The sequence below is a fragment of the Streptomyces sp. NPDC005774 genome, assembly GCF_042871645.1.
Taxonomy (GTDB): domain Bacteria; phylum Actinomycetota; class Actinomycetes; order Streptomycetales; family Streptomycetaceae; genus Streptomyces; species Streptomyces pratens.
Genome location: NZ_JBIAIV010000023.1, coordinates 100365 through 118726 on the forward strand (window position 1 = coordinate 100365; position 18362 = coordinate 118726).

Genomic DNA, 18362 nt, shown 5'->3' on the forward strand with positions numbered 1-18362 from the left:
ATGATTGACTAGCCACTCCCTGATAGTGGATTCTCTCGATGTCCGCAGGTGAACGCACACTCGAACGAGTGTCTTTGCGTGACACGGACTCCTGGGCGCGAGATCACCCCCTTGCCTGCCCGTGGCGTAAGTGGCCGCTGAGGCGTGAACCGCCCGTCAGCTCATGTGACGTGCCGCGCAGTGAGGACACCAAGGAGAGTGAAGCAATGAGAGTCAGTGGACTCGATGGGCAGGCCGAAGCGACTCAGCCGGACACGGCACCGGAGGGTTCCGGGGGCCCGGAGGGCGGGAGCGGGAAACCCACCGCCCGACGCGCGGTCGTCAGTGGCTCGCTGGGTTCCGCACTGGAGTGGTTCGACTTCTCCGTGTACGGCGCGTTGTCGGCCACGGTGTTCCCGCATCTGTTCTTCCCCGACCTCGCGCCGGGCACCGCGCTGCTGGCGTCGTTCGCGACCTTCGGAGTCGGGCTGGTGGCACGCCCCTTGGGCGGCCTCGTGTTCGGCATGCTGGGTGACCGGCTCGGCCGCCGGAACGTCCTCATGTTCACGCTGCTGCTCATGGGCGTGGCATCAGTGCTGATCGGCCTGCTTCCGACCTACGCCACGGCGGGAATGGTGGCTCCGACCGCGCTGGTGGTCCTGCGTTTCCTGCAGGGCTTCGCCCTGGGGGGCGAGCACACCGGGTCGCAGCTCATGGTGATGGAACACTCGCCGAGCCGGCGCCGCGGTATCGCGGGTGCTCTGATGTCGGTGGGATCGCCGATCAGTCAGGTACTCGCCACACTCACACTGACCGGACTCGCCGCGTGGCTCACCGAGGACCAGTTCACCAGCTGGGGCTGGCGGATTCCCTTCTTGATGAGCGTGGCGATCATCGCCGTCGGGTACTACATCCGGCACCGCGTCGAGGAGACTCCGGTCTTCCTCGCCAACGAGGGCAAGAGCGAGCAGCCGACGCGCGGGCTGCTGAGGCAGCACCGGAAGACCGTGATGCTGCTGGTGCTCGCGTGGGCCGCGCCGGGAGCGCTGTACTACATCACCGTCACCTTCGCCATCAGCTACCTCACGGGCCAAATCGGATTCGACAAGAGCTCCACCTTCGGGCTGATGGTCGTCGCGAACTCGATCTCCATCGGGGCAAGCCTGCTCGGCGGCTGGTCCAGCGACCGGATCGGGCGAAAGCGCGTCCTCTTCACGGGTCTCGCGGTGCTGCTGGCCTTCCTCGTCCCGTTCTTCCTGATCCTCGACACGGGCAACTGGTGGATGGCCGCGCTCACCATCACGGGTGCGCTGTGCGGTGTGCAGTTCATGACCGGATGCCAGGGAGCCTTCTACGCCGAGGCACTGCCGACCCCCGTCCGGTACACCGGATCGGCTCTCGGGCTCACCTGCGGAAACATGATCTTCGCCGCACCGGCGCCCCTGCTCGCGACGTGGCTGATGCAGATCTCGGGGAACGGAACCCTGCTGATCACCGCCTACGGCCTGCTCACGATCCTGATATCCGCCGTGGCGATCCGCCTGCTCCCGGACCGTACCGGCCGGCAACTCGAGGCGTGACAGGGACCGCGCCCTGCCGTACGCGCCCCTCCGTTCCTCTACCTGCCTGAATCCTCACCCAAGGAAGAAAAACAATGACTGACGATGCAGTTCGCGCCGACAGCGTGGTGACCGCCGACAGCGTGGTGACCGAGGAGGACCTTCGCTTCCTGAGGGAACTGAAGGTCAAGGACCGGCTGCACGACCTCGAGGTCGCCTACTGCCGCGGGATCGACCGGCGTGACGCCGAGCTGCTGAAATCGATCTACTTCGAGGACGCCTTCGTCCGTCTGGGCGACATGAAGGAAGGCGGGGTGGACGAATGGGTGAACTGGATCATCGACGAGTTCAAGCCCCGGTTCGAGAACACCACCCACTACCTGCTGAACGAGTGGTACAAGGTGGACGGCAAGACCGCCGAGGGGGAGACCCATCGCCTCTCGTACCACCGGTTCGGGGACCCGTCACGCGAACTGATCGCCGCCAGCCGCACGTTCAACCGGTACGAGGAGCGGGACGGCGTCTGGAAGATCACCTTCCGTGAGGTCATCCGGGACTGGATCCACGAACGCCCCGTGGACCGGGACCTGTTCACCGGCGGGTTCGCGATGGAGATGAGCGAGCCCGGCCCCGCGGACAAGAGCTACGAGGTGCTCTCGATGTTCGGCCGCGGTCCGCTGCGGCCCGAGTGACCCCTGGTTCCGAATCCGGCCACAGCCCCGCCGACCGCGGGACAGGCCCGGTGGGGGAGCCCCCACCGCCATGAGCACCGATGACCCCGCCCTTTCCCCTGGGGGCGGGGTCATCGGCTTCCCGGCGCCACCGCCCGCTCAGCCGTACCCCGGCCCTCCCCTCCGCCGTCTCCCCCCTGCGGGGGAGGCGGTTCCCCCGCGCACGGGATCTCCCCGCGGCATCCGGCGGCTGTACTGGAGGCATCCGACGTCAAGGGAAGGACACCCGATGCACCTCTGGACGAGACGACGCTTACTGCTCTCGACCGCCTCGGCGGCCTCGGCGGCCGGTCTCGCCGCGGCGGCGTCCGCACCGGCCCACGCCCTGACCGAGGCGTCTCCCGCGCCCGCCGACGACGACCTCGTGCGGCGTCTGGGCTCCCTGCCGGGTGTGCGGATCGTGGAGGAACGGCCGGACGCCGAACCGGGATACCGCCTCTTCGTGCTCGGACTGCGCCAGCCGGTCGACCACACCGACCCCTCGGCCGGCACGTTCGAGCAGCGCCTCACCCTGCTCCACACATCCGCCGAGCGCCCCACCATCCTGTTCACGACCGGCTACGCGGCCTCGCTCACGCCCCGGCGCACCGAACCGACCGTCCTCCTGGGCGGCAACCAGCTCCAGGTCGAGCACCGCTACTTCGGCACCTCACGCCCCAGCGCCCACGGCTACTCCCACCTGACCGTCCGCCAGGCCGCCGACGACCACCACCGCGTCGTCCGCACCTTCCGCCGGCTCTACCCCGGCGCGTGGATCTCCACCGGCGGCAGCAAGGGCGGCATGGCGAGCGTGTACCACCGCCGTTTCCACCCCCACGACGTGGACGGCACCGTGGCCTACGCGGCCCCGAACAACGTCGACGACCGCGACGACTCCGCCTACCTCCGGTTCCTGGAGACCGTGGGCACGGCCACCGACCGCGAGGCGATCAGGACCGCCCAGCGCCGGCTCCTGACCCACCGCGCGGAACTGGTCGCCCGCTACGAAGCCGCGACGACCGCCGCCGGGGACACCTTCCGCATCATCGGCAGCGCCGACAAGGCGTTCGAGATCGCAGTGCTGCGCGTCCCCTTCATGTTCTGGCAGAACGGCGGCAGCGCGGAGGACCTCGCCGCCGTTCCCGGCCCGGACGCCACCACCTACCAGCTGTACACCTGGCTGGACGACACCGCGGGCCTGGCCCTCTACGCCGACACGACCGCCCGCGTGTACATCCCGTACTGGTACCAGCTCGCCACCGAAATGGGCTATCTCGACGTCCCCACCGCCCACCTGGACGGTCTGCTGCGCCACCCGGGCGCCATCGAGCCGCGCTCCTTCGTCCCCCGCGACATCCCCCTGCGCTTCGACCCGGACGCGATGCCGGACATCGACCGCTGGGTCCGCCGCAGCAGCACCCGCCTGCTGTTCGTCAACGGGACACAGGACCCGTCGACCGCCGAGTCCTTCCCGCCCGGCCGCCACGACTCCCGCGTCCTGTGGGTCCCCGGCGCCAACCACCACACCACCATCGCCGCCCTCCCCACCCCGGACCTCGCCGAGGCCACCGCCATGCTCACCCGCTGGACCGGCCTCGCCTGAAAGCCCTGACCGCACCAGCAGTCAGCCGCCTGCTGGTGCGGTCAACCCCCCTTAGGGCCCGTCCGGCGGATCATGCCGGAGACGTGGGTCTGGCACGTCCTCCCCCCGAGCTCTTCGAGCAGGGGGTGTCCCCAAGCGGCGTTGTCGTCGGTTGCCGACTCCCCCCGCTCGGCTCCGCTCGAACAGGGAGGGGCCCCCAGGACCCCACTCACCCCAGCTCCATGGATACCGCCGGTTGCCTCCGACCTGATCCGCCGGACAGACCCTGGTGGCCGCGGAAGCCGCTGGCGGTGATGTCGCGGAGGCCGGCTCCGGAGAAGTCCACAGGCTCACGTTTCGACGTCAGAGATATCCGCGGGCGCGAGATCAGACGTCTTCCGTGGACAGTTCGGTGCCTTCCGGGCCGTCGAGGGGCGGGCCACGGCGGTCCGTACAGCGGGGTCTGCCCGTTCGGACCGACTTCCCTGACCTTCCGTACCTGGCGGTAGCCGACCGCCCGAGGTATCCAGGAGTCACCGTACCGCGTTCCCTCCCAGGAAGGGTTTGCATGCACATCCACGACGACGCAAGCACCAAAGAGCGTCGGGCCGCTCGCACACCCGTCAGAGCGGATCACGCCACGACATCGCCCGGCCCTGTCCCGGCGGCGCTCGACCCACGCTCCAGGGGGGCGCTGAGCCCGGGCATGGTGACCGCGATCCAGCGTACGGCGGGGAACACGGTGGCCACGCGGATGATCCAGCGGACGCCGACCGAGGACGGCCAGCACCGCGCGACGCAGTCGCACGAGGCGTACGAGCAGACCGTGGACGAGTACACGAAGAGCGGCGGCCCGGCCAAGCTGTACCGGGCGATCCGGATCGCCACGCAGATCAAGCGCCGCGAGAAAAACTCCGAGATCATGGCCAAGGCCGACGGCGACCTGGGTGCGGGGCTCTCGCCCGCCGCGGAGGTGACGAGGCTCTATCAGACCCTCAAGAACTGGCCCGAGGCGAAGGACATCGAACCCGTCGATGCGAACGCGACGTTCACCGTGGGCCACCATGTGGGCGGGGACAACTACGGCACGCAGTACATCTCCTTCAGCCCCCACCAGGACCGGTCCGTCAGCTACGCCAGATACAACTTCAAGACGGGCCCAGCCGAGAACCTGGACTACCACACCCCGAAGCCACGTCTAGTGAAGAACTGGGCGCCGGTGATCGAGATCGACGTGAACAAACTCGGTTCCGGCGTCCGGCTGGTGAACCTCGCCAACCCCGCCGTCTTCGGTCAGACGAACCTGTCGGAACGGCTGGAGATCGGCTCCATGGCCCAGGGCGACGGTGAGGTGCTCATCAAGGGGACGATCCCGGCGGGCGCCGTCACGAAGGTGTTCGGCGTCGAGGACGCCATCAAGGAGATGGACCTCACGGCACGCAAGGAACTCATCGAAAAGGATTTTGCATACGGCCCCCGGCCGCGGCACGAGGGGGCGGAGCAGCAGGACTGGGACCGCGTGCTCAAGCGCACCGTCCCCGAACACCTCCAGCAGTACTTCGGGCACCTCACCGAGCAGCCGGAAGAGGACGAGTACGTACCGTCGTCCATGTCCGTCGCCGAACGCCACAAGCGGCGGGCTGCGGAACATACCCCGCCCGAGCCGGAGTCCTCCGAGCCGGTCGTGAAGAGGCCGGCCAAGAAGAGAAAGAAGCAGACCGCCAATCTGCTGAGCTTCAACATGGACGAGGATTAGTGGCACTGTCCGGCGGATCATGGGTGGAGCCATAAGCGGATCGCTGCTGCGGTGACCGTACCGTGGAAGACGTAGGCCCTTTTGTCATAACGGGTGGCGACCGCGCGGGAGTTCTTGAGCCGGTTGATGGTTTGCTCGACCTCGTTCCGTCGCCGATAGCGGTCGCGGTCGAAGCCGGCGGGGCTGCCGCCCGTGCTGCCTCTGCGCCGGCGGTTGGCCCGCTGGTCCTTCGGCTCGGGAATCGTGTGCTTGATGCGGCGTCTTCGCAGTTAGCGGCGATTGCGGCGGGAGCTGTAAGCCTTGTCTCCGCTGATGTGCTCGGGCCGGGTCCGGGGCCGTCCGCCCAGCGGGCGGGGAACCCGGGTCCGGTCCAGGATCTCGATCATCTGCGGGGCGTCACCCCACTGACCTGGAGTGACCAGCAGGGCCATGGGGCGGCAGCCGCCCTCGCCGGCGAGGTGGATCTTGCAGGTCAGGCCGCCCCGGGACCGTCCGAGTCCCTCGTCGGGGCGGTGGTGCCGGGGCGTCGTCCTTTTCGGGATCCGCGGCCTGGCCTTGCGGGCGCCGGCCGCGTGCTGGTGGGCCCGGCAGGACGTCGAGTCGACGCCGACCATCGACCAGTCGATCCGCCCGGAAAGGTCGGCGTCGGCCTGGACCGCCTGCAGGAGCCGGTCCCAGGTGCCGTCCGCCGACCAGCGGCGATGCCTCTCGTAGACGGTCTTCCAGGAGCCGTAGCGTTCGGGCAGGTCACGCCACGGGACACCGGTGCGGATCCGGAACAGGATCCCGTTGAGCACGGTGCGGTGGTCGTTCCACCGGCCGCCTCGGCCACCCGAAGGCGACAGATGCGGCTCTAGCAGCGACCGCTCGCGATTCGTCAGATCCCCCCGGCCCATGACCCATCCAACGAGCGACCGGTCGGAAAGTCACATGATCCGCCGGACAGTGCCTAGGCGCCGAAGCCGTTGCTCAGGGTCAGCGAGGGGTGAGGAGGCAGAACTCGTTGCCCTCCGGGTCGGCCAGAACCGTCCAGGGGACGTCGCCCTGACCCACCGACGGGCGTCGCGCCGAGGTCCTTCAGCCGCTCGACCAGCTCCGCCTGATGGGCTGTCGAGGTGGTGGCCAGATCGAGGTGCACCCGGTTCTTCACCGTTTTGGGTTCCGGGCGGACGACGACGTCGACGCAGACTGCCACGGGGTCGGGACAGGCGAAGCCCACGGGTTCGAGGTTGGTCACACCGGGCGCCTCACTGTCGACACCCCAACCGAGTGCCTCCGCCCAGAACCGGCCGAGCACGGAGTCGTCCTGGGCCTTCATGTTGATCTGCACGAGTCTCGTTGCCATGCGCAGATCCTAGAAGCTGCGCCGGTCCGGGCCACCGAGATCAGACATGTGCCAGGCCCGGCGCTGATCGTGGTCACCCTCGTCGAGACCGTGCGGGTCCTTGGTCGTGTGGACTGACGACGCGACGGTGGCTGCCGGCCACAGCAGAGAGCCCGCACGTCACGGAGAAGGGATCCGGACCCGTCCTCGGACCGGACCCCTCACCGCGTACTGCTCCTCGCTAGGCCGCTCGGCGCGCCGGGTGGAAGTTGATGCGTTCTCTGACGACGGGGAAGCCGGCCTTGGCGAAGTTCGCGGCCATGGGGAAGTTGCCCTGGTCGGTCCCTCCGCTGATGAACTCCGCACCCTTCTCGACGAGGAAGTGGGTGCACTCCGCGAGGAGGTCGTAGGCGTAGCCGTGACCACGCTGTTCCGAAACGACTCCGATGAAGCCGATGGTCGGGCCGGAAGGGTTGTGGACCGGGATGTGGACGCCTGCCAGGTCGCCCTCCGGCGTGTACGCGATCTGCCACCACTCCCGTGGGGAGGGGCACCAGTGGAAGAAGTCGAGTTCCTCCTGGGCGGCCTGGTCGAGGCCGCCCTCCTCGATGGCCCTGAGCGCGTGGGCGTCCAGAGTGACGGAGTGGATGCGGCGCAACGCGTCGAAGAACACCGTGTCGTCGGGTTCGGCGCCGAAGCGCAGGCGTCCGGGCCGCTCGGGCAGACCTCGTTCCGGGGTCCAGCGGTACAGGAAGCGTTCCACCAGGAGTTCGTACCCGGCGGCTCGTGCGGCGGCGAAACGTGTCTCGGCGGCGGCGCGCAGGTCGGGCTCGTCCCGCCAGCCGGCAGGCAGATTGATCTCGAGTTCGACCTGCCAGGGGGCGGAGCGCAGGAGTTCGGCCCCCGCCTCCTCCGCGCCCTCGGACACGTCGAACCAGTTGATGTTGACGGGCTCCGAGTCGTCGGGGCCGCCCCACCACGCGCCGCGTGCGACGACCTCGCCGTCGCGCAGGGCGACGCGCATCCAGTCGGGGCGGAACCGGGTACGCCGATGGCCTTCACGGGCGCCCAGTGGGTCGGGGAGTTCGTCGAAGAGACGGGCGTCGCTCGCGGAGAGCGCGCGGATGACCGGATCGGTCATGGATTCCTCCGGGATACAGGCTGCTCGGAGCGCTCCCGGTCAGAAGTGACGAACCACGCCGGGACAGCGGAAAAGGGAGCGCTGGAAAGGTGTGAACCGCACGGCACTCGCCTCCTTCCATCCATCTCAGGGCGTGGAACCGCACAGTACGTGCTCTTCCGCGGGTCCGTCCATGGATTTCCGCGGCCCTTGGAAGGAGGAGTTCGCGGGACGGTGCAGAGCGCTCTCAAAGGCCTGTGGGGCCTTGATACTCCGCCCATAGATCGTGATCTTCATGCCTGACGCGATGTCAACGCCGCTGTCGGCGGACGAGTACTCGAGTCGGTGAGCTGTGCCTGTCGAGTGGCAGGACAGGGGCTGCAGGTGGTCTGCAGGCAGGCACTCGCAGGGCCCCATCGATGCTTGACCTCAACCAGACTTGAGTTTTCAGGTTCCTTCCAGAGCCGCAGGAACCGACCAGCGGTGCCTTTTCAAGGAGGTTCGCCGTGACCGAGCACACGGCCCCCATCGAGATTCCCGACCGCTACCGCTATGCCGTGATCCCGCACATCATGGTCGACGACGCCACCGCGGCGATCGATTTCTACCAGCGGGCGTTCGGTGCCCGTGAGGACTTCAGGATCGACGCTCCGGGCGGCGGAATTCTGCACGCCGAGATCACCATCGGACGATCAACCCTGATGCTGGGCGACGCCGGCGTGGACGAGGCGGAGGCCGCCTCCTTCGCCGCGCCGACCTCGCTCGGCGGAGGTACGTCCGTCACGCTGCATGTCTTCGTGCCGGACGTCGACAGCCTGGCGGAGCGCGCAGAAGCCGCCGGCGCCGAGATCCTCCAGCCGCCGAAGGACATGTTCCACGGTGACCGCACCGTCATCCTCAAGGACCCTTCCGGTCACATGTGGGTCTTCCTGACCCACCTGGAAGACGTCTCGCAGGAGGAGCTTCGACGCCGCCTGGCCGCTGCAGGGTGACTGGATCCCGTAGCGGCTACTGGCGACAGCACCTCACCGCCCACGGCCCCGCCAACAAACTCCTACTCGCCTTCCAGAACCAGCACCGACTACCGGCCCGCTTCAGCGAGATCCTCGGCTTCCCCCTGGGTACGGCTCTGAGCATCCTCCAGGTCCTGGGCGACGACTCGCTCCCCCACCTCCTCATCGCCCTGACCCTGTCGATCGCCGCCACAGCAGCAGTCCTGACCACGCGCTACGGACGGCTCGTGCTGTCGTCACTACGGGGCGGACTGGGTAAGCGGTAGGACACCTCTCCTGATCTCGCACTGTGATCACGCCTCTGATTTGTCAGTGCCCCCTGTTAAAACTGAGGCACATATCGCCGTGGTGATCGAGAGGATTCTGGTGGGAGACATAGAAGAAGGGACACAACCGGCCGCGGGAGTCTACGAGAAGTTGATCACTGACGGTGTGCGTGACGAACTGAGGCAACTCGAGGCCGTGGGGTGGAAAGCCATCGAGACCGAGGTCAGCGCAGAGTCCTCACCTCATGTGCTGGCTCGGCATATAGGTGAAAGCGTGGCTCGCCGCCTCCAGCAGCTACCGCCCCACCAGCAGGTTCCCTTCGCCAACCAGATCCTGGCGTCCCTAGACGTCAACACTGGTGATCAGAGCGACACCGCACCCGGTGGCACCATCGTGGACGGGCCTCGCCAGTTGCTGGCCCTCGCCAAGCAGGAGGCTCCGGGGGCCTACGTGATCCGTCCGCTCACGCCCCTGTCCGAAACGTCACTGCTCACCAACTCACCGGAGGATCTCAGCCTGGGTTCAGAGCTGAGGGCCGAATTGGCCACCGCGGACCGGATCGATCTGCTCTGTGCCTTCGTGAAGTGGTACGGCATCCGCGTACTGGAAGACTCCCTGCGTGCCGCAAAAGAGCGGGACGTTCCGATCAGGGTCATCACCACCACCTACATGGGTGCGACGGACCGCCGCGCACTCGACCGTCTCGTACGGGACTTCGGTGCGACCGTGAAGGTCAACTACGAGATCCGCTCGACACGGCTGCATGCCAAGGCGTGGCTCTTTCGCCGTAAGACGGGGTACGACACCGCCTACGTCGGCAGCTCGAACCTGTCACGGGCCGCGCTGCTGGACGGGCTCGAGTGGAACGTACGCCTGTCGTCCGTCGCCACGCCCGCGGTGTTGGACAAGTTCGAGGCGACCTTCGACGCGTACTGGAACGACACCGCCTTCGAGACGTACGACCCCGATCTCCACGGTGAGCGCCTCGACGGAGCTCTGGCACAGGCGAGTGGGACCACCTCGACGACCGACCTGAAGATCAGTCTTTCCGGCCTCGAAGTACGCCCTTACCCCCATCAGCGGGACATGCTGGAGCGGCTGAGCGTCGAGCGTGAGCTCCGCGGACGCCACCGGAACCTGCTCGTCGCGGCCACCGGCACGGGAAAGACCGTGATGGCCGCCCTCGACTACCGCAGCATCTGCCGGACGGCGACCGGCGATCGGCCACGGCTGCTGTTCGTCGCCCATCGCAAGGAGATCCTCAAGCAGTCCCTGCGCACCTACCGAGAGGTGCTGGACGACGCCTCCTTCGGGGAACTGCTGCACGGCGGCGCGGACCCGCGCGAATGGAACCATGTCTTCGCCAGTGTGCAGTCGCTCAATATCCAAAGGTTGGAGCAGTTGGCTCCCGACCACTTCGACGTCATCGTCATCGATGAGTTCCACCACGCCACCGCCACCACATACCGACGCATCATCGAACACTTCACGCCGAAGGAGCTGCTGGGCCTGACCGCCACCCCGGAGCGGATGGACGGGCTCAACGTTCAGGACGAGTTCTTCGAAGGCCGCATCGCTGCCGAAATGAGGCTCTGGGAGGCGCTGGAGAACGACCTGCTGTGCCCCTTCCACTACTTCGGCATCCCGGACGGCACAGACCTGACGAACCTCAACTGGCAGAAGGGTGCCTACTCCGATCTGGAGCTCGGCAATCTCTTCACGGGCAACGAGGCCCGAGCCCGCATCGTGGTCAAGCAGATCCAGGACAAGGTCTCCAACCCCGGCGCCATGCGGGCGCTTGGCTTCTGCGTCACCAAGGCGCACGCCCACTTCATGGCGGAGTTCTTCCGCAGGGCCAACTTTCAGGCCGTAGCTCTGGACAGTGATTCGCCTGCGGACGTGCGCTCCCAGGCACTGTCCGATCTGCGGGACGGCAAGCTCCAGGTGATCTTCTCGGTGGACCTGTTCAACGAGGGGCTCGACATCCCGGACGTCGACACCTTGCTCCTCCTGCGGCCCACCAACAGCGCCACTGTCTTCCTCCAGCAGCTTGGGCGAGGGCTGAGGCGCACCGAGACGAAGCCCGTACTCACAGTGCTCGACTTCATCGGACAGCACCGGGCGGAGTTCCGCTTCGAGCAGCAGTTCCGAGCCCTGACCAACCTCTCGCGGAACCGGCTCGTCGAGCACATCGAGCGGGACTTTCCACAACTGCCGTCCGGCTCCCAGATCATCCTGGAGGGCAAGTCGAAGGATCTCGTCCTCGACAACATCCGGACCCAGCTGGGCGCCACGATCAAGACGTTGGTGAAGGAGGTCAAGGAGTACAGCACCCCGCGTCTCGCTGACTACCTGCGGGAGAGCCGTCGAGAAATCAAAGAGTTGTACAAAAGCAGCAACTCATGGACGGCCGTCCTTCGTCGAGCCGGTCTGCTCAACGATGCGGGCCCGTCGGGTGAGGCCGCCTTGCTCAAGCGTGTTCATGCCTTCCTGCACGTAGATGACCCTGAGCGCGCTCAGGCGTACCTGCGCCTCCTGGAAGACGACGCTCCGCCATACGAAGCGCTGGACCCGTCCGACCAGGCGTATGCCCGCATGTTGTTCTTCAACCTGTGGGACGACGCCGGCGGGTTCACGAGCTTCGAGGAAGGCTTGGCGTCCCTGCGCCCACAGCAAGCGCTCCGGGACGAACTCCGGCAGGTGGTGTCGTACGTCATCCAGGAAGCCGATCACTTCCCGATCTCCTTGTCGGGCCACCTCAGCCAGGTTCCGCTGAAGGTCCACAGTGCGTACAACCGGTCGGAGATCCTGGCCGCTCTCGGTGTCGCGCGCTTCGGCGGACAGATGCCCAGGACCTTCGCGCAGGGCGTGCAGTGGGCCGATGAGCTCCAGACGGACGCGTTCCTCATCACTCTGGAGAAGAACGAGAAGGACTTCTCCCCCACCGTCCGCTACAAGGACTACGCGCTGAACGCGTCCCTCTTCCACTGGGAGTCCCAGAACTCCATTGCAGCCGACTCCCCCACGGGCTTGCGCTACCGGCAGCATGCACAGCGCGGCAGTCACGTCCTGCTGTTCATGCGCCGCTACAAGAACACGGACACAGGTAAGTCCCAGCCATGGATGCTCCTCGGCCCGGCGACCTATAAGAGACACACCGGCAGTAAGCCGATGGCGATCACCTGGCGTCTCCACCACGACCTCCCCGCCGACGTGTGGATGTACTCGGCCGCCGTCAAGGCAAGTTGATCCGGTCACGCCGGTCCAGGAGCCGCCTTCCTCAGAAGAATCGAGCCTCGGTCTCAGCCTCGAAGTGGGCTTGGGCCTGGTCCAGTACGTCGTCGGCGTCTCGTCCGTACACACGGCACCAGTAGAGGAGATCGGTGATGATGCCGATCGCCGCGTCTCGGGCAACCGCCGTTTCCAACCGACTCTGACCAGGCCCCAGCGGCGGTGACACCACTCCGCCGTACAAGCTCAACAGATCCGCGGCTCGGGCCAGGCGGGGAAGCGCTGCGTGCCGGCCTACCCTGCCAGCACTCACCCGCAGCTCACACCAGGTGGCCTTCCGGTCGCCGCTGAGGTCGACTCCCCAGCGGTCGCTGACGGCCTCGATGAGCGCCATCCCCCGCCCTGCCTCCGCCTCGACGCCCGCACGGACAAGAGTGGGGAGCGCACGGGGATCGGGGTCGTGTACCGCAATGCGCAGGTGGGTGCTGTTCAGCGAGACCACGAGCGTGGACGGCGTCCCAGGCCCGACGTGTTTGATGACATTGGCGACGAGTTCGCTGACGCAGAGTTCAGCGCCGTCCCTCAGTTCTTGCAACCCCCAGCACTCCAGGTGCGTTCGCAGGGCCCTCCGCAAGGAGGACACCTGCTCGGCTTCGGCCAGAAACGGCAGGCTCCACAGCCTCGTTGAAATCCATCGAGAGCCGTCCACGTCGTACCCCACTCTCTGACTCGCACCCCTGTTGGCGCACAGTGACATCGTCACAACTCAGAGTTGCAGTGAAACTCTCAAAATGGAACTCTCTCTTTGGAGGAGTGGGAGCGCGGTTCCCTCTCGCGCGCCCCCAGCGCATACCGCCTTGCCGTCCAGAGCAAGAGACCACGACGATCTACCGGATCGACATGAAGGGCCACAGACATGGCAGTCGGACCCACCACCCGCAGGCGCCAACTGGGCGCCGACCTGCGCCGCCTCAGGGAACTCAAGGGACTGACCCTTGAAGAGGCGGGCGCCCGAGTCGGCATCTCGAAGGCGACATTGAGCCGCTACGAAACGAAGGAAGGCACGGTCAAGTGGCCGTCCGTAGATGCCCTTTGTCGCGAGTACGGCGCGACGGAAGAGGAGCGCGCAGCCCTGGTCGAGCTGGCGAAGGGCGCCAAGATTCAGGGTTGGTGGCGCTCCCTGGCCGATCCCATCCCCGAGTCCATGAACCTCATGCTCACCCTCGAAGACGAAGTCGTACGCGAGGACCACTACGCCTGCATGTACGTCCCCGGCCTCCTTCAGACCCGCGCGTACGCCGAGGCCGTGCACCAGGCGTCGGAGGTGCAGTGCGGGGAACGCGAGGTGCAACACATGGTCGACATCCGTATGAAGCGCCAGGAACTGCTGGACCGCCAGGAACCGCCGCACATTTGGTGCGTGATCGATGAGGCAGCGCTCCGACGGCAGGTCGGTGGCCACGAGGTAATGCGGAGGCAACTGGAACACCTCCTCGCGATGACGCAGCGTCCGCACATCACCGTGCAGGTCCTGCCCTTCGCCCGTGGCGCTCACGCGGCGGCCGTCGGCAGTTTCGCCGTCCTACGCGGTCAGACTCCCGAACTGGACGTGGTGTACGTGGATCTCCTCGGCGGTGGGCTGTTCATGGAGAAGCCGCAGGAACTAGAGCGTTATAGGTTGGCGTTCGAATACCTGAGCGCACAGGCACTCGACTTCGAGTCCTCCGCCGATCTCATCGACCGGATCAGCAAGGAGTCCTGATGACGGCACCGTCCGAGCCCGACTGGTTCAAGACCTCGTACAGCGGCGGCAGCGGCACCGAGTGCGTGGAATGCGCGTACTCCGCCGACGGCACGCTCATACGTGACTCGAAGCGGGCGGAAGGCCCGGTGGTTCATGTGCGGGCTGGTGCGTGGGGCGCGTTCGTGCGGTCTCTGACCCGCGATGTCCCCAGGTAGAGCCGCGATTCCCATGGGGCCGTGCCTTCGGGGGAGGGTGGTGGTGGGGATCGGCGCGGTGTCGTCTCTGCGTTGCTCACGGCTGTGGACCGCTTCGGGTTCGGTAGTGGGGGTCGTCTGAGGCGGCCAAGTGGTTCTCTTCGCGTCCGGCATCGGAAACCGGCCACGGTTCGGGACCGACAAGCCGCTCGCGAAGCCGCAGGGTGCCGTGGAAGGCTGGTGGCGCATGAGTGACGCATCGTGGGCGGGGTCGGAGTTCCGGACGGCGAGCGGCTCTGTGCGTGGCCGGCGGCCGGTCGACGGGGTGGTGGCCGTCCTCGGTGTGCCGTACGCCGCCGCGCCCTTCGGCCCCCGCCGTTTCCTTGAGCCTCAGCCCGTTCGCGGCTGGAGCGGACCGCGGGACTGCACGGTTTTCGGGCCCATCGCGCCGCAGTCGGCGGAGTTGCCCGGTTCGCCGAGGTGGCGCGAGGAGGACGAGGACGTTCTCACCCTCAACGTGTGGGTGCGGCGGCAGCGGGGCGGACAGCGGCACCACGGCCCGGGCGTGTGGCGGCCGAAGCGCGCACTCGGCCCCGAGTTCGGTCACTGCTCCGATCGTCATGCCCGCCCCACCCTTCCGATGCCGCCGCAGTACATGCGTACACCTCGCCCCGGCGGCCGGGGCGGCCCGCCGCGGGTCGCGGTGATCACCGCAGGGGCTCCGCCGCAGTGGATCCGGCATTCACTGCGGCAGACCTGTCCCGGACACTTCTCGGACAGGGCCCTGGCCAGGCCGGACAGTCCATGCCCTGTCCGGGACAGCTTTCTCCGCTTTCCTCCTTCTTCGTCCTTGCCATTCTTGAGGCCGTCAGCTGGGGACGCCCCAGCTGAATCCGTAAGCAGCTGAGAAGGAGTACATCGTGCGTATTCGTTCCGCTCTTGGTGTCGGACTCGGGGGAGCTGTCCTCGCTCTCGGTGCCGTAGCCGTTCCCGCACAGGCCGTCGAGGCGGCACCGCAAGGCGCGCTGGCCCTTCCTTCGTGGTGCACCAACGGTAAGCCGTGGGATGAGGACGGCAGGACGTACGGGGTTCGCTGTGACGTGACCTTCGCCTACTACGCGAAGGTCACCTGCACGGACGGCAAGAGCACGAAGATCGCCAGGGGGGTCCAGACGAACGACAACCGCTGGTCGTACGCCTACTGCACTTCCTACGGGAGCAACTGGCGGGTCGTTCCGGGCACGGGAGGACCCGTCAGGGCTTCATGACTCCCGGAGCCCCCCGACTCCGGAGTGGGCCGGACGCGCAGGCAAGCGGCACGTCGGCTTGTCGTCACTCCGGTGACGGCCTCGCCCGCACACCCGAGGTGCAGGCCTGGCGTGGGTCCCCTTGATGGGGGAGTGTTTGCAGGAGGGGCGCCCGAAGGCACAGAAGGTGGCTTCCGGCGCCCCTTTCGACTGCACGTCTCACGCTCGTACGCCGGCGGGAGGGCCCCGGGAAGCCGGTGATGTACGGGTGGCACCTCATGGGCGGGTCGGATTTCCGGACGACGAGGGGTGGGGCCGGGTTCGGTGGTGGGCGCACGTCCGGTGACGGGGTGTCACTCCGGCTCGATGATGAACACCTGGCCGTTGGCGTCCTGCACGGTGCACCGCTGGGCCACGGCCACCGCGCCCGCCTTGTCGGAGCCCTGGGAGCCGTCGGGGTCCTCGGCGCTCTCGCGGATGCCGACGCACAGGGGTTCCGCGTCCTGGTCCGGCCTGAACCGCCAGTGGTCCGTGCCGCCGCCGGGGGCGCGCTCGATGCGGAACCGTTGGGCGGTGCTGCCGCCCTGGCAGGCCTTCCAGGGCCAGGGTTCGAGCATCCCGTGGAACGGTCCCCCGTCGAGGACGGTGAGGCAGCCGGGGCCGTGGTCCGGGTGGTCCCACTTGATGATGTACATGCCGTCGGACTCCCGTTGGAGATACGTGCGCGGTGGCACCGCCTCCGCGCAGGGCCGCTGCACCGCGACCGTCTTGGTGTCGCCGTCCACCCGGGCCTCCCCGTCGGTCAGGCACAACGTCGGTGCCCCGACCGGCCGTACCCGCGACCACCCGGGAGTCGGCCCGGCCACGCCATCGCCCTTGGAATCCCCCGTCCGTTCGCCGTCCGGCAGCAGAACCACCGCGGCGATGACGAGCAGGACGACCGTCCCGAGCGAGGCCAGCGCGACGAGCGGGACGAGCGGGACGGTACGCGTACGACCGCCACCGGCGGCCTCACCCTCGGCAGCCTCGCCCTCCGGGGCACGGCCCGTCCCCGGGACGCGGTCGGCGTCCAGGGCGCGATCGGACTCCGGCGCATCGCCGGTCCCGGATGCCTCCGGCCTCTCCGCGTCCGCGAGGCGCTCGTACTCCGCGAGCCGTTCCCGGGCGGCGAGCCACTCGGCCACGTCCTCCTCGGGGCCGCAGGCCCGTACCAGCGCCGCGACGACCTCGGCCCGCGGCAGTGCGTCCCGGCGCAGGACGTCCGCCAGGGTGCTGCGCGCGAGCACGTCGCCGCGTTCGGCGGCCCGCTCCTCCAACTGCCGGTAGGTCAGCCCGCTGTGCTCCTTGAGCCGCCGCAGCAGTCCGACGTACTCGGCCGAAGTCCGCGCCCCGCCGGGCTCCAAGCCACCTAAGATCGCCATTTCGTCATTGTCGTCACGCGCATCACACCCGGCAATCCCCGTCCCGGCCACGTCGGACGTCCTGCCTCCGCCGTTCCGGACAGCCTTCCGGCCGGTCCGGACAGCCCGGCCCCTGTCCCGGACAACACAGACCGTTGCCGGACAAGATCCCGCGGTCCAGGCTCGGTTGGCGTCGCCGCAGGCCGGACCCACGGGGGTGGACCGGCCTCGGCGGACCCACCCGAACGACGTGGCGGGGAGAGCGGATGAGGAAGTCCCGCCGGCGAGGCCGCGACCGCGGTCACCAGCTGGGCATCCCGGCACGTTCCCGGCCTCCCGCTGATCGCCCGAGTCCTGCAACGGTGACCGGACGGCATTTCACCGAGAGAATCGCTCCATGCGCGTTCTGATCATCACCGCAGGTTCACGGGGAGACGTCGCGCCCTACACGGGCCTGGGACGGCGGCTGCTGGACGCGGGCCATCAGGTCGCCGTGGCCGCTCACCCGTCCTTCGCCGCACTCGTCGGCGGGTGCGGTCTCGACCACCGGCCTGTGCCGGGAGACCCGCAGGGGCTGATCCGGGACTGGGCCCGGGCAACATCGCGGGATGAGGTCCGGGCGCTGACGAGGGCGTACGCGGACGAGACCGCCGATGGGGTGGCGGAGGCCGTGGCGGGCGGAGCCGACCTGCTGCTCACGGCCTTCGGCCCGGCACCGCTCAGCCGGACGGCCGGCGAAGCGCTCGGCGTCCCCGTCATCGGCACCTACCTCGTACCGGCGTTCGCCACCGGTCGGTTCCCGCTGCCCAACGCACGGAGCACCGGCAGCCCGGGGCCGGAGGGAAACCTCGCCGCGGGCCGGGATGTGCTGAGGCGCGCGGAAGGGGTCTTCGCGGGCGCCGTGACCCGGCTGCGTGCCCGCCTCGAGCTGCCCGCCGGCGCGCCCTCGGCACCGGTGGACATCCGGCCGGTCTTCCACGGCTTCAGCCCGCTGGTGGTGCAGCGCCCCGAGGACTGGCCGGCCCGGGTCGAAGTGACGGGCTACTGGTGGCCCGCGCGGCCGGACGGCTGGCAGCCCGCGGCCGAACTGGTCGACTTCCTCCAGGCCGGTCCGCCCCCGGTGTTCATCGGGTTCGGCAGTGTGACTCCTCCCCCTCGTAAACGAGGGGGCTTCTCGCTATGCCGGGTTGGCGTCGCGACGGACCAGCCCGGCCCGTAGAACGTTGACAGCTCCGA

General features: G+C 68.0%; 15 protein-coding genes and 2 pseudogenes. 12 read left to right on the plus strand and 5 right to left on the minus strand.

The features are described from left to right. Positions 1-206 precede the first annotated feature (206 nt). From ACFYQA_RS21515 to ACFYQA_RS21530, 4 genes are all read left to right on the plus strand, one after another. On the plus strand, positions 207-1559 hold the full coding sequence (locus tag ACFYQA_RS21515) for an MFS transporter (RefSeq protein ID WP_388920042.1): 1353 nt from the start codon (positions 207-209) through the stop codon (positions 1557-1559). A 74-nt stretch (positions 1560-1633) separates the two neighbouring features. Next, positions 1634-2230 carry a nuclear transport factor 2 family protein gene (locus ACFYQA_RS21520; protein ID WP_388920044.1) on the plus strand — a complete coding sequence of 199 codons (597 nt, stop codon included), beginning with the start codon at positions 1634-1636 and terminating at the stop codon, positions 2228-2230. Between the two features lie 268 nt (positions 2231-2498). Further along, complete coding sequence (locus tag ACFYQA_RS21525; RefSeq protein WP_388920046.1) at positions 2499-3851, plus strand: S28 family serine protease; 1353 nt, start codon at positions 2499-2501, stop codon at positions 3849-3851. Positions 3852-4536: 685 nt separating this feature from the next. Next, a complete protein-coding gene (locus tag ACFYQA_RS21530; protein WP_388920049.1) occupies positions 4537-5586 on the plus strand; it encodes a hypothetical protein in 1050 nt (349 codons plus the stop codon). 17 nt (positions 5587-5603) lie between these two features. On the opposite strand, the pseudogene ACFYQA_RS21535 reads toward ACFYQA_RS21530, so the two are convergent. From ACFYQA_RS21535 to ACFYQA_RS21545, 3 genes and pseudogenes are all read right to left on the minus strand, one after another. Then, positions 5604-6482: pseudogene (locus ACFYQA_RS21535) on the minus strand (IS5 family transposase). A gap of 53 nt (positions 6483-6535) precedes the next feature. After that, a complete protein-coding gene (locus ACFYQA_RS21540) occupies positions 6536-6931 on the minus strand; it encodes a VOC family protein (RefSeq protein WP_388920052.1) in 396 nt (131 codons plus the stop codon). Between the two features lie 220 nt (positions 6932-7151). After that, positions 7152-8051, minus strand: a complete 900-nt coding sequence (locus tag ACFYQA_RS21545) for a GNAT family N-acetyltransferase (protein ID WP_388920055.1) — start codon at positions 8049-8051, stop codon at positions 7152-7154. 485 nt (positions 8052-8536) lie between these two features. Between ACFYQA_RS21545 and ACFYQA_RS21550 the strand changes: the two genes are divergently transcribed. From ACFYQA_RS21550 to ACFYQA_RS21560, 3 genes are all read left to right on the plus strand, one after another. Then, positions 8537-9022: a VOC family protein gene (locus tag ACFYQA_RS21550; RefSeq protein ID WP_388920058.1), complete on the plus strand. Its 486-nt coding sequence runs from the start codon at positions 8537-8539 to the stop codon at positions 9020-9022. Then, a complete protein-coding gene (locus ACFYQA_RS21555) occupies positions 9019-9309 on the plus strand; it encodes a hypothetical protein (RefSeq protein WP_388920061.1) in 291 nt (96 codons plus the stop codon). The genes ACFYQA_RS21550 and ACFYQA_RS21555 overlap by 4 nt, the downstream gene beginning before the upstream one ends. A gap of 97 nt (positions 9310-9406) precedes the next feature. Beyond that, on the plus strand, positions 9407-12559 hold the full coding sequence (locus tag ACFYQA_RS21560; protein WP_388920100.1) for a DUF3427 domain-containing protein: 3153 nt from the start codon (positions 9407-9409) through the stop codon (positions 12557-12559). 31 nt (positions 12560-12590) lie between these two features. On the opposite strand, the gene ACFYQA_RS21565 is transcribed toward ACFYQA_RS21560, so the two are convergent. Continuing rightward, on the minus strand, positions 12591-13262 hold the full coding sequence (locus ACFYQA_RS21565) for an ATP-binding protein (protein ID WP_388920064.1): 672 nt from the start codon (positions 13260-13262) through the stop codon (positions 12591-12593). Positions 13263-13457: 195 nt separating this feature from the next. Between ACFYQA_RS21565 and ACFYQA_RS21570 the strand changes: the two genes are divergently transcribed. The 4 genes and pseudogenes from ACFYQA_RS21570 (at position 13458) to ACFYQA_RS21585 (ending at position 15747) form a co-directional block, all read left to right on the plus strand. Next, entirely contained in the window at positions 13458-14303 is an 846-nt protein-coding gene (locus ACFYQA_RS21570) for a helix-turn-helix domain-containing protein (RefSeq protein ID WP_388920067.1), read from the plus strand. Then, on the plus strand, positions 14303-14500 hold the full coding sequence (locus ACFYQA_RS21575) for a DUF397 domain-containing protein (RefSeq protein WP_388920070.1): 198 nt from the start codon (positions 14303-14305) through the stop codon (positions 14498-14500). The genes ACFYQA_RS21570 and ACFYQA_RS21575 overlap by 1 nt, the downstream gene beginning before the upstream one ends. 226 nt (positions 14501-14726) lie before the next feature. Beyond that, positions 14727-15002 (plus strand): annotated as a pseudogene (locus ACFYQA_RS21580) (carboxylesterase family protein); the annotation flags it as partial. Between the two features lie 397 nt (positions 15003-15399). Next, on the plus strand, positions 15400-15747 hold the full coding sequence (locus ACFYQA_RS21585) for a hypothetical protein (protein ID WP_388920073.1): 348 nt from the start codon (positions 15400-15402) through the stop codon (positions 15745-15747). A gap of 332 nt (positions 15748-16079) precedes the next feature. Here ACFYQA_RS21585 and ACFYQA_RS21590 read toward each other — a convergent pair whose 3' ends face one another. Then, on the minus strand, positions 16080-17147 hold the full coding sequence (locus ACFYQA_RS21590) for a helix-turn-helix domain-containing protein (protein WP_388920076.1): 1068 nt from the start codon (positions 17145-17147) through the stop codon (positions 16080-16082). A 376-nt stretch (positions 17148-17523) separates the two neighbouring features. On the opposite strand from ACFYQA_RS21590, the gene ACFYQA_RS21595 reads away from it, so the two are divergent. Beyond that, entirely contained in the window at positions 17524-18345 is an 822-nt protein-coding gene (locus ACFYQA_RS21595) for a glycosyltransferase (RefSeq protein ID WP_388920079.1), read from the plus strand. Positions 18346-18362 lie beyond the last annotated feature (17 nt).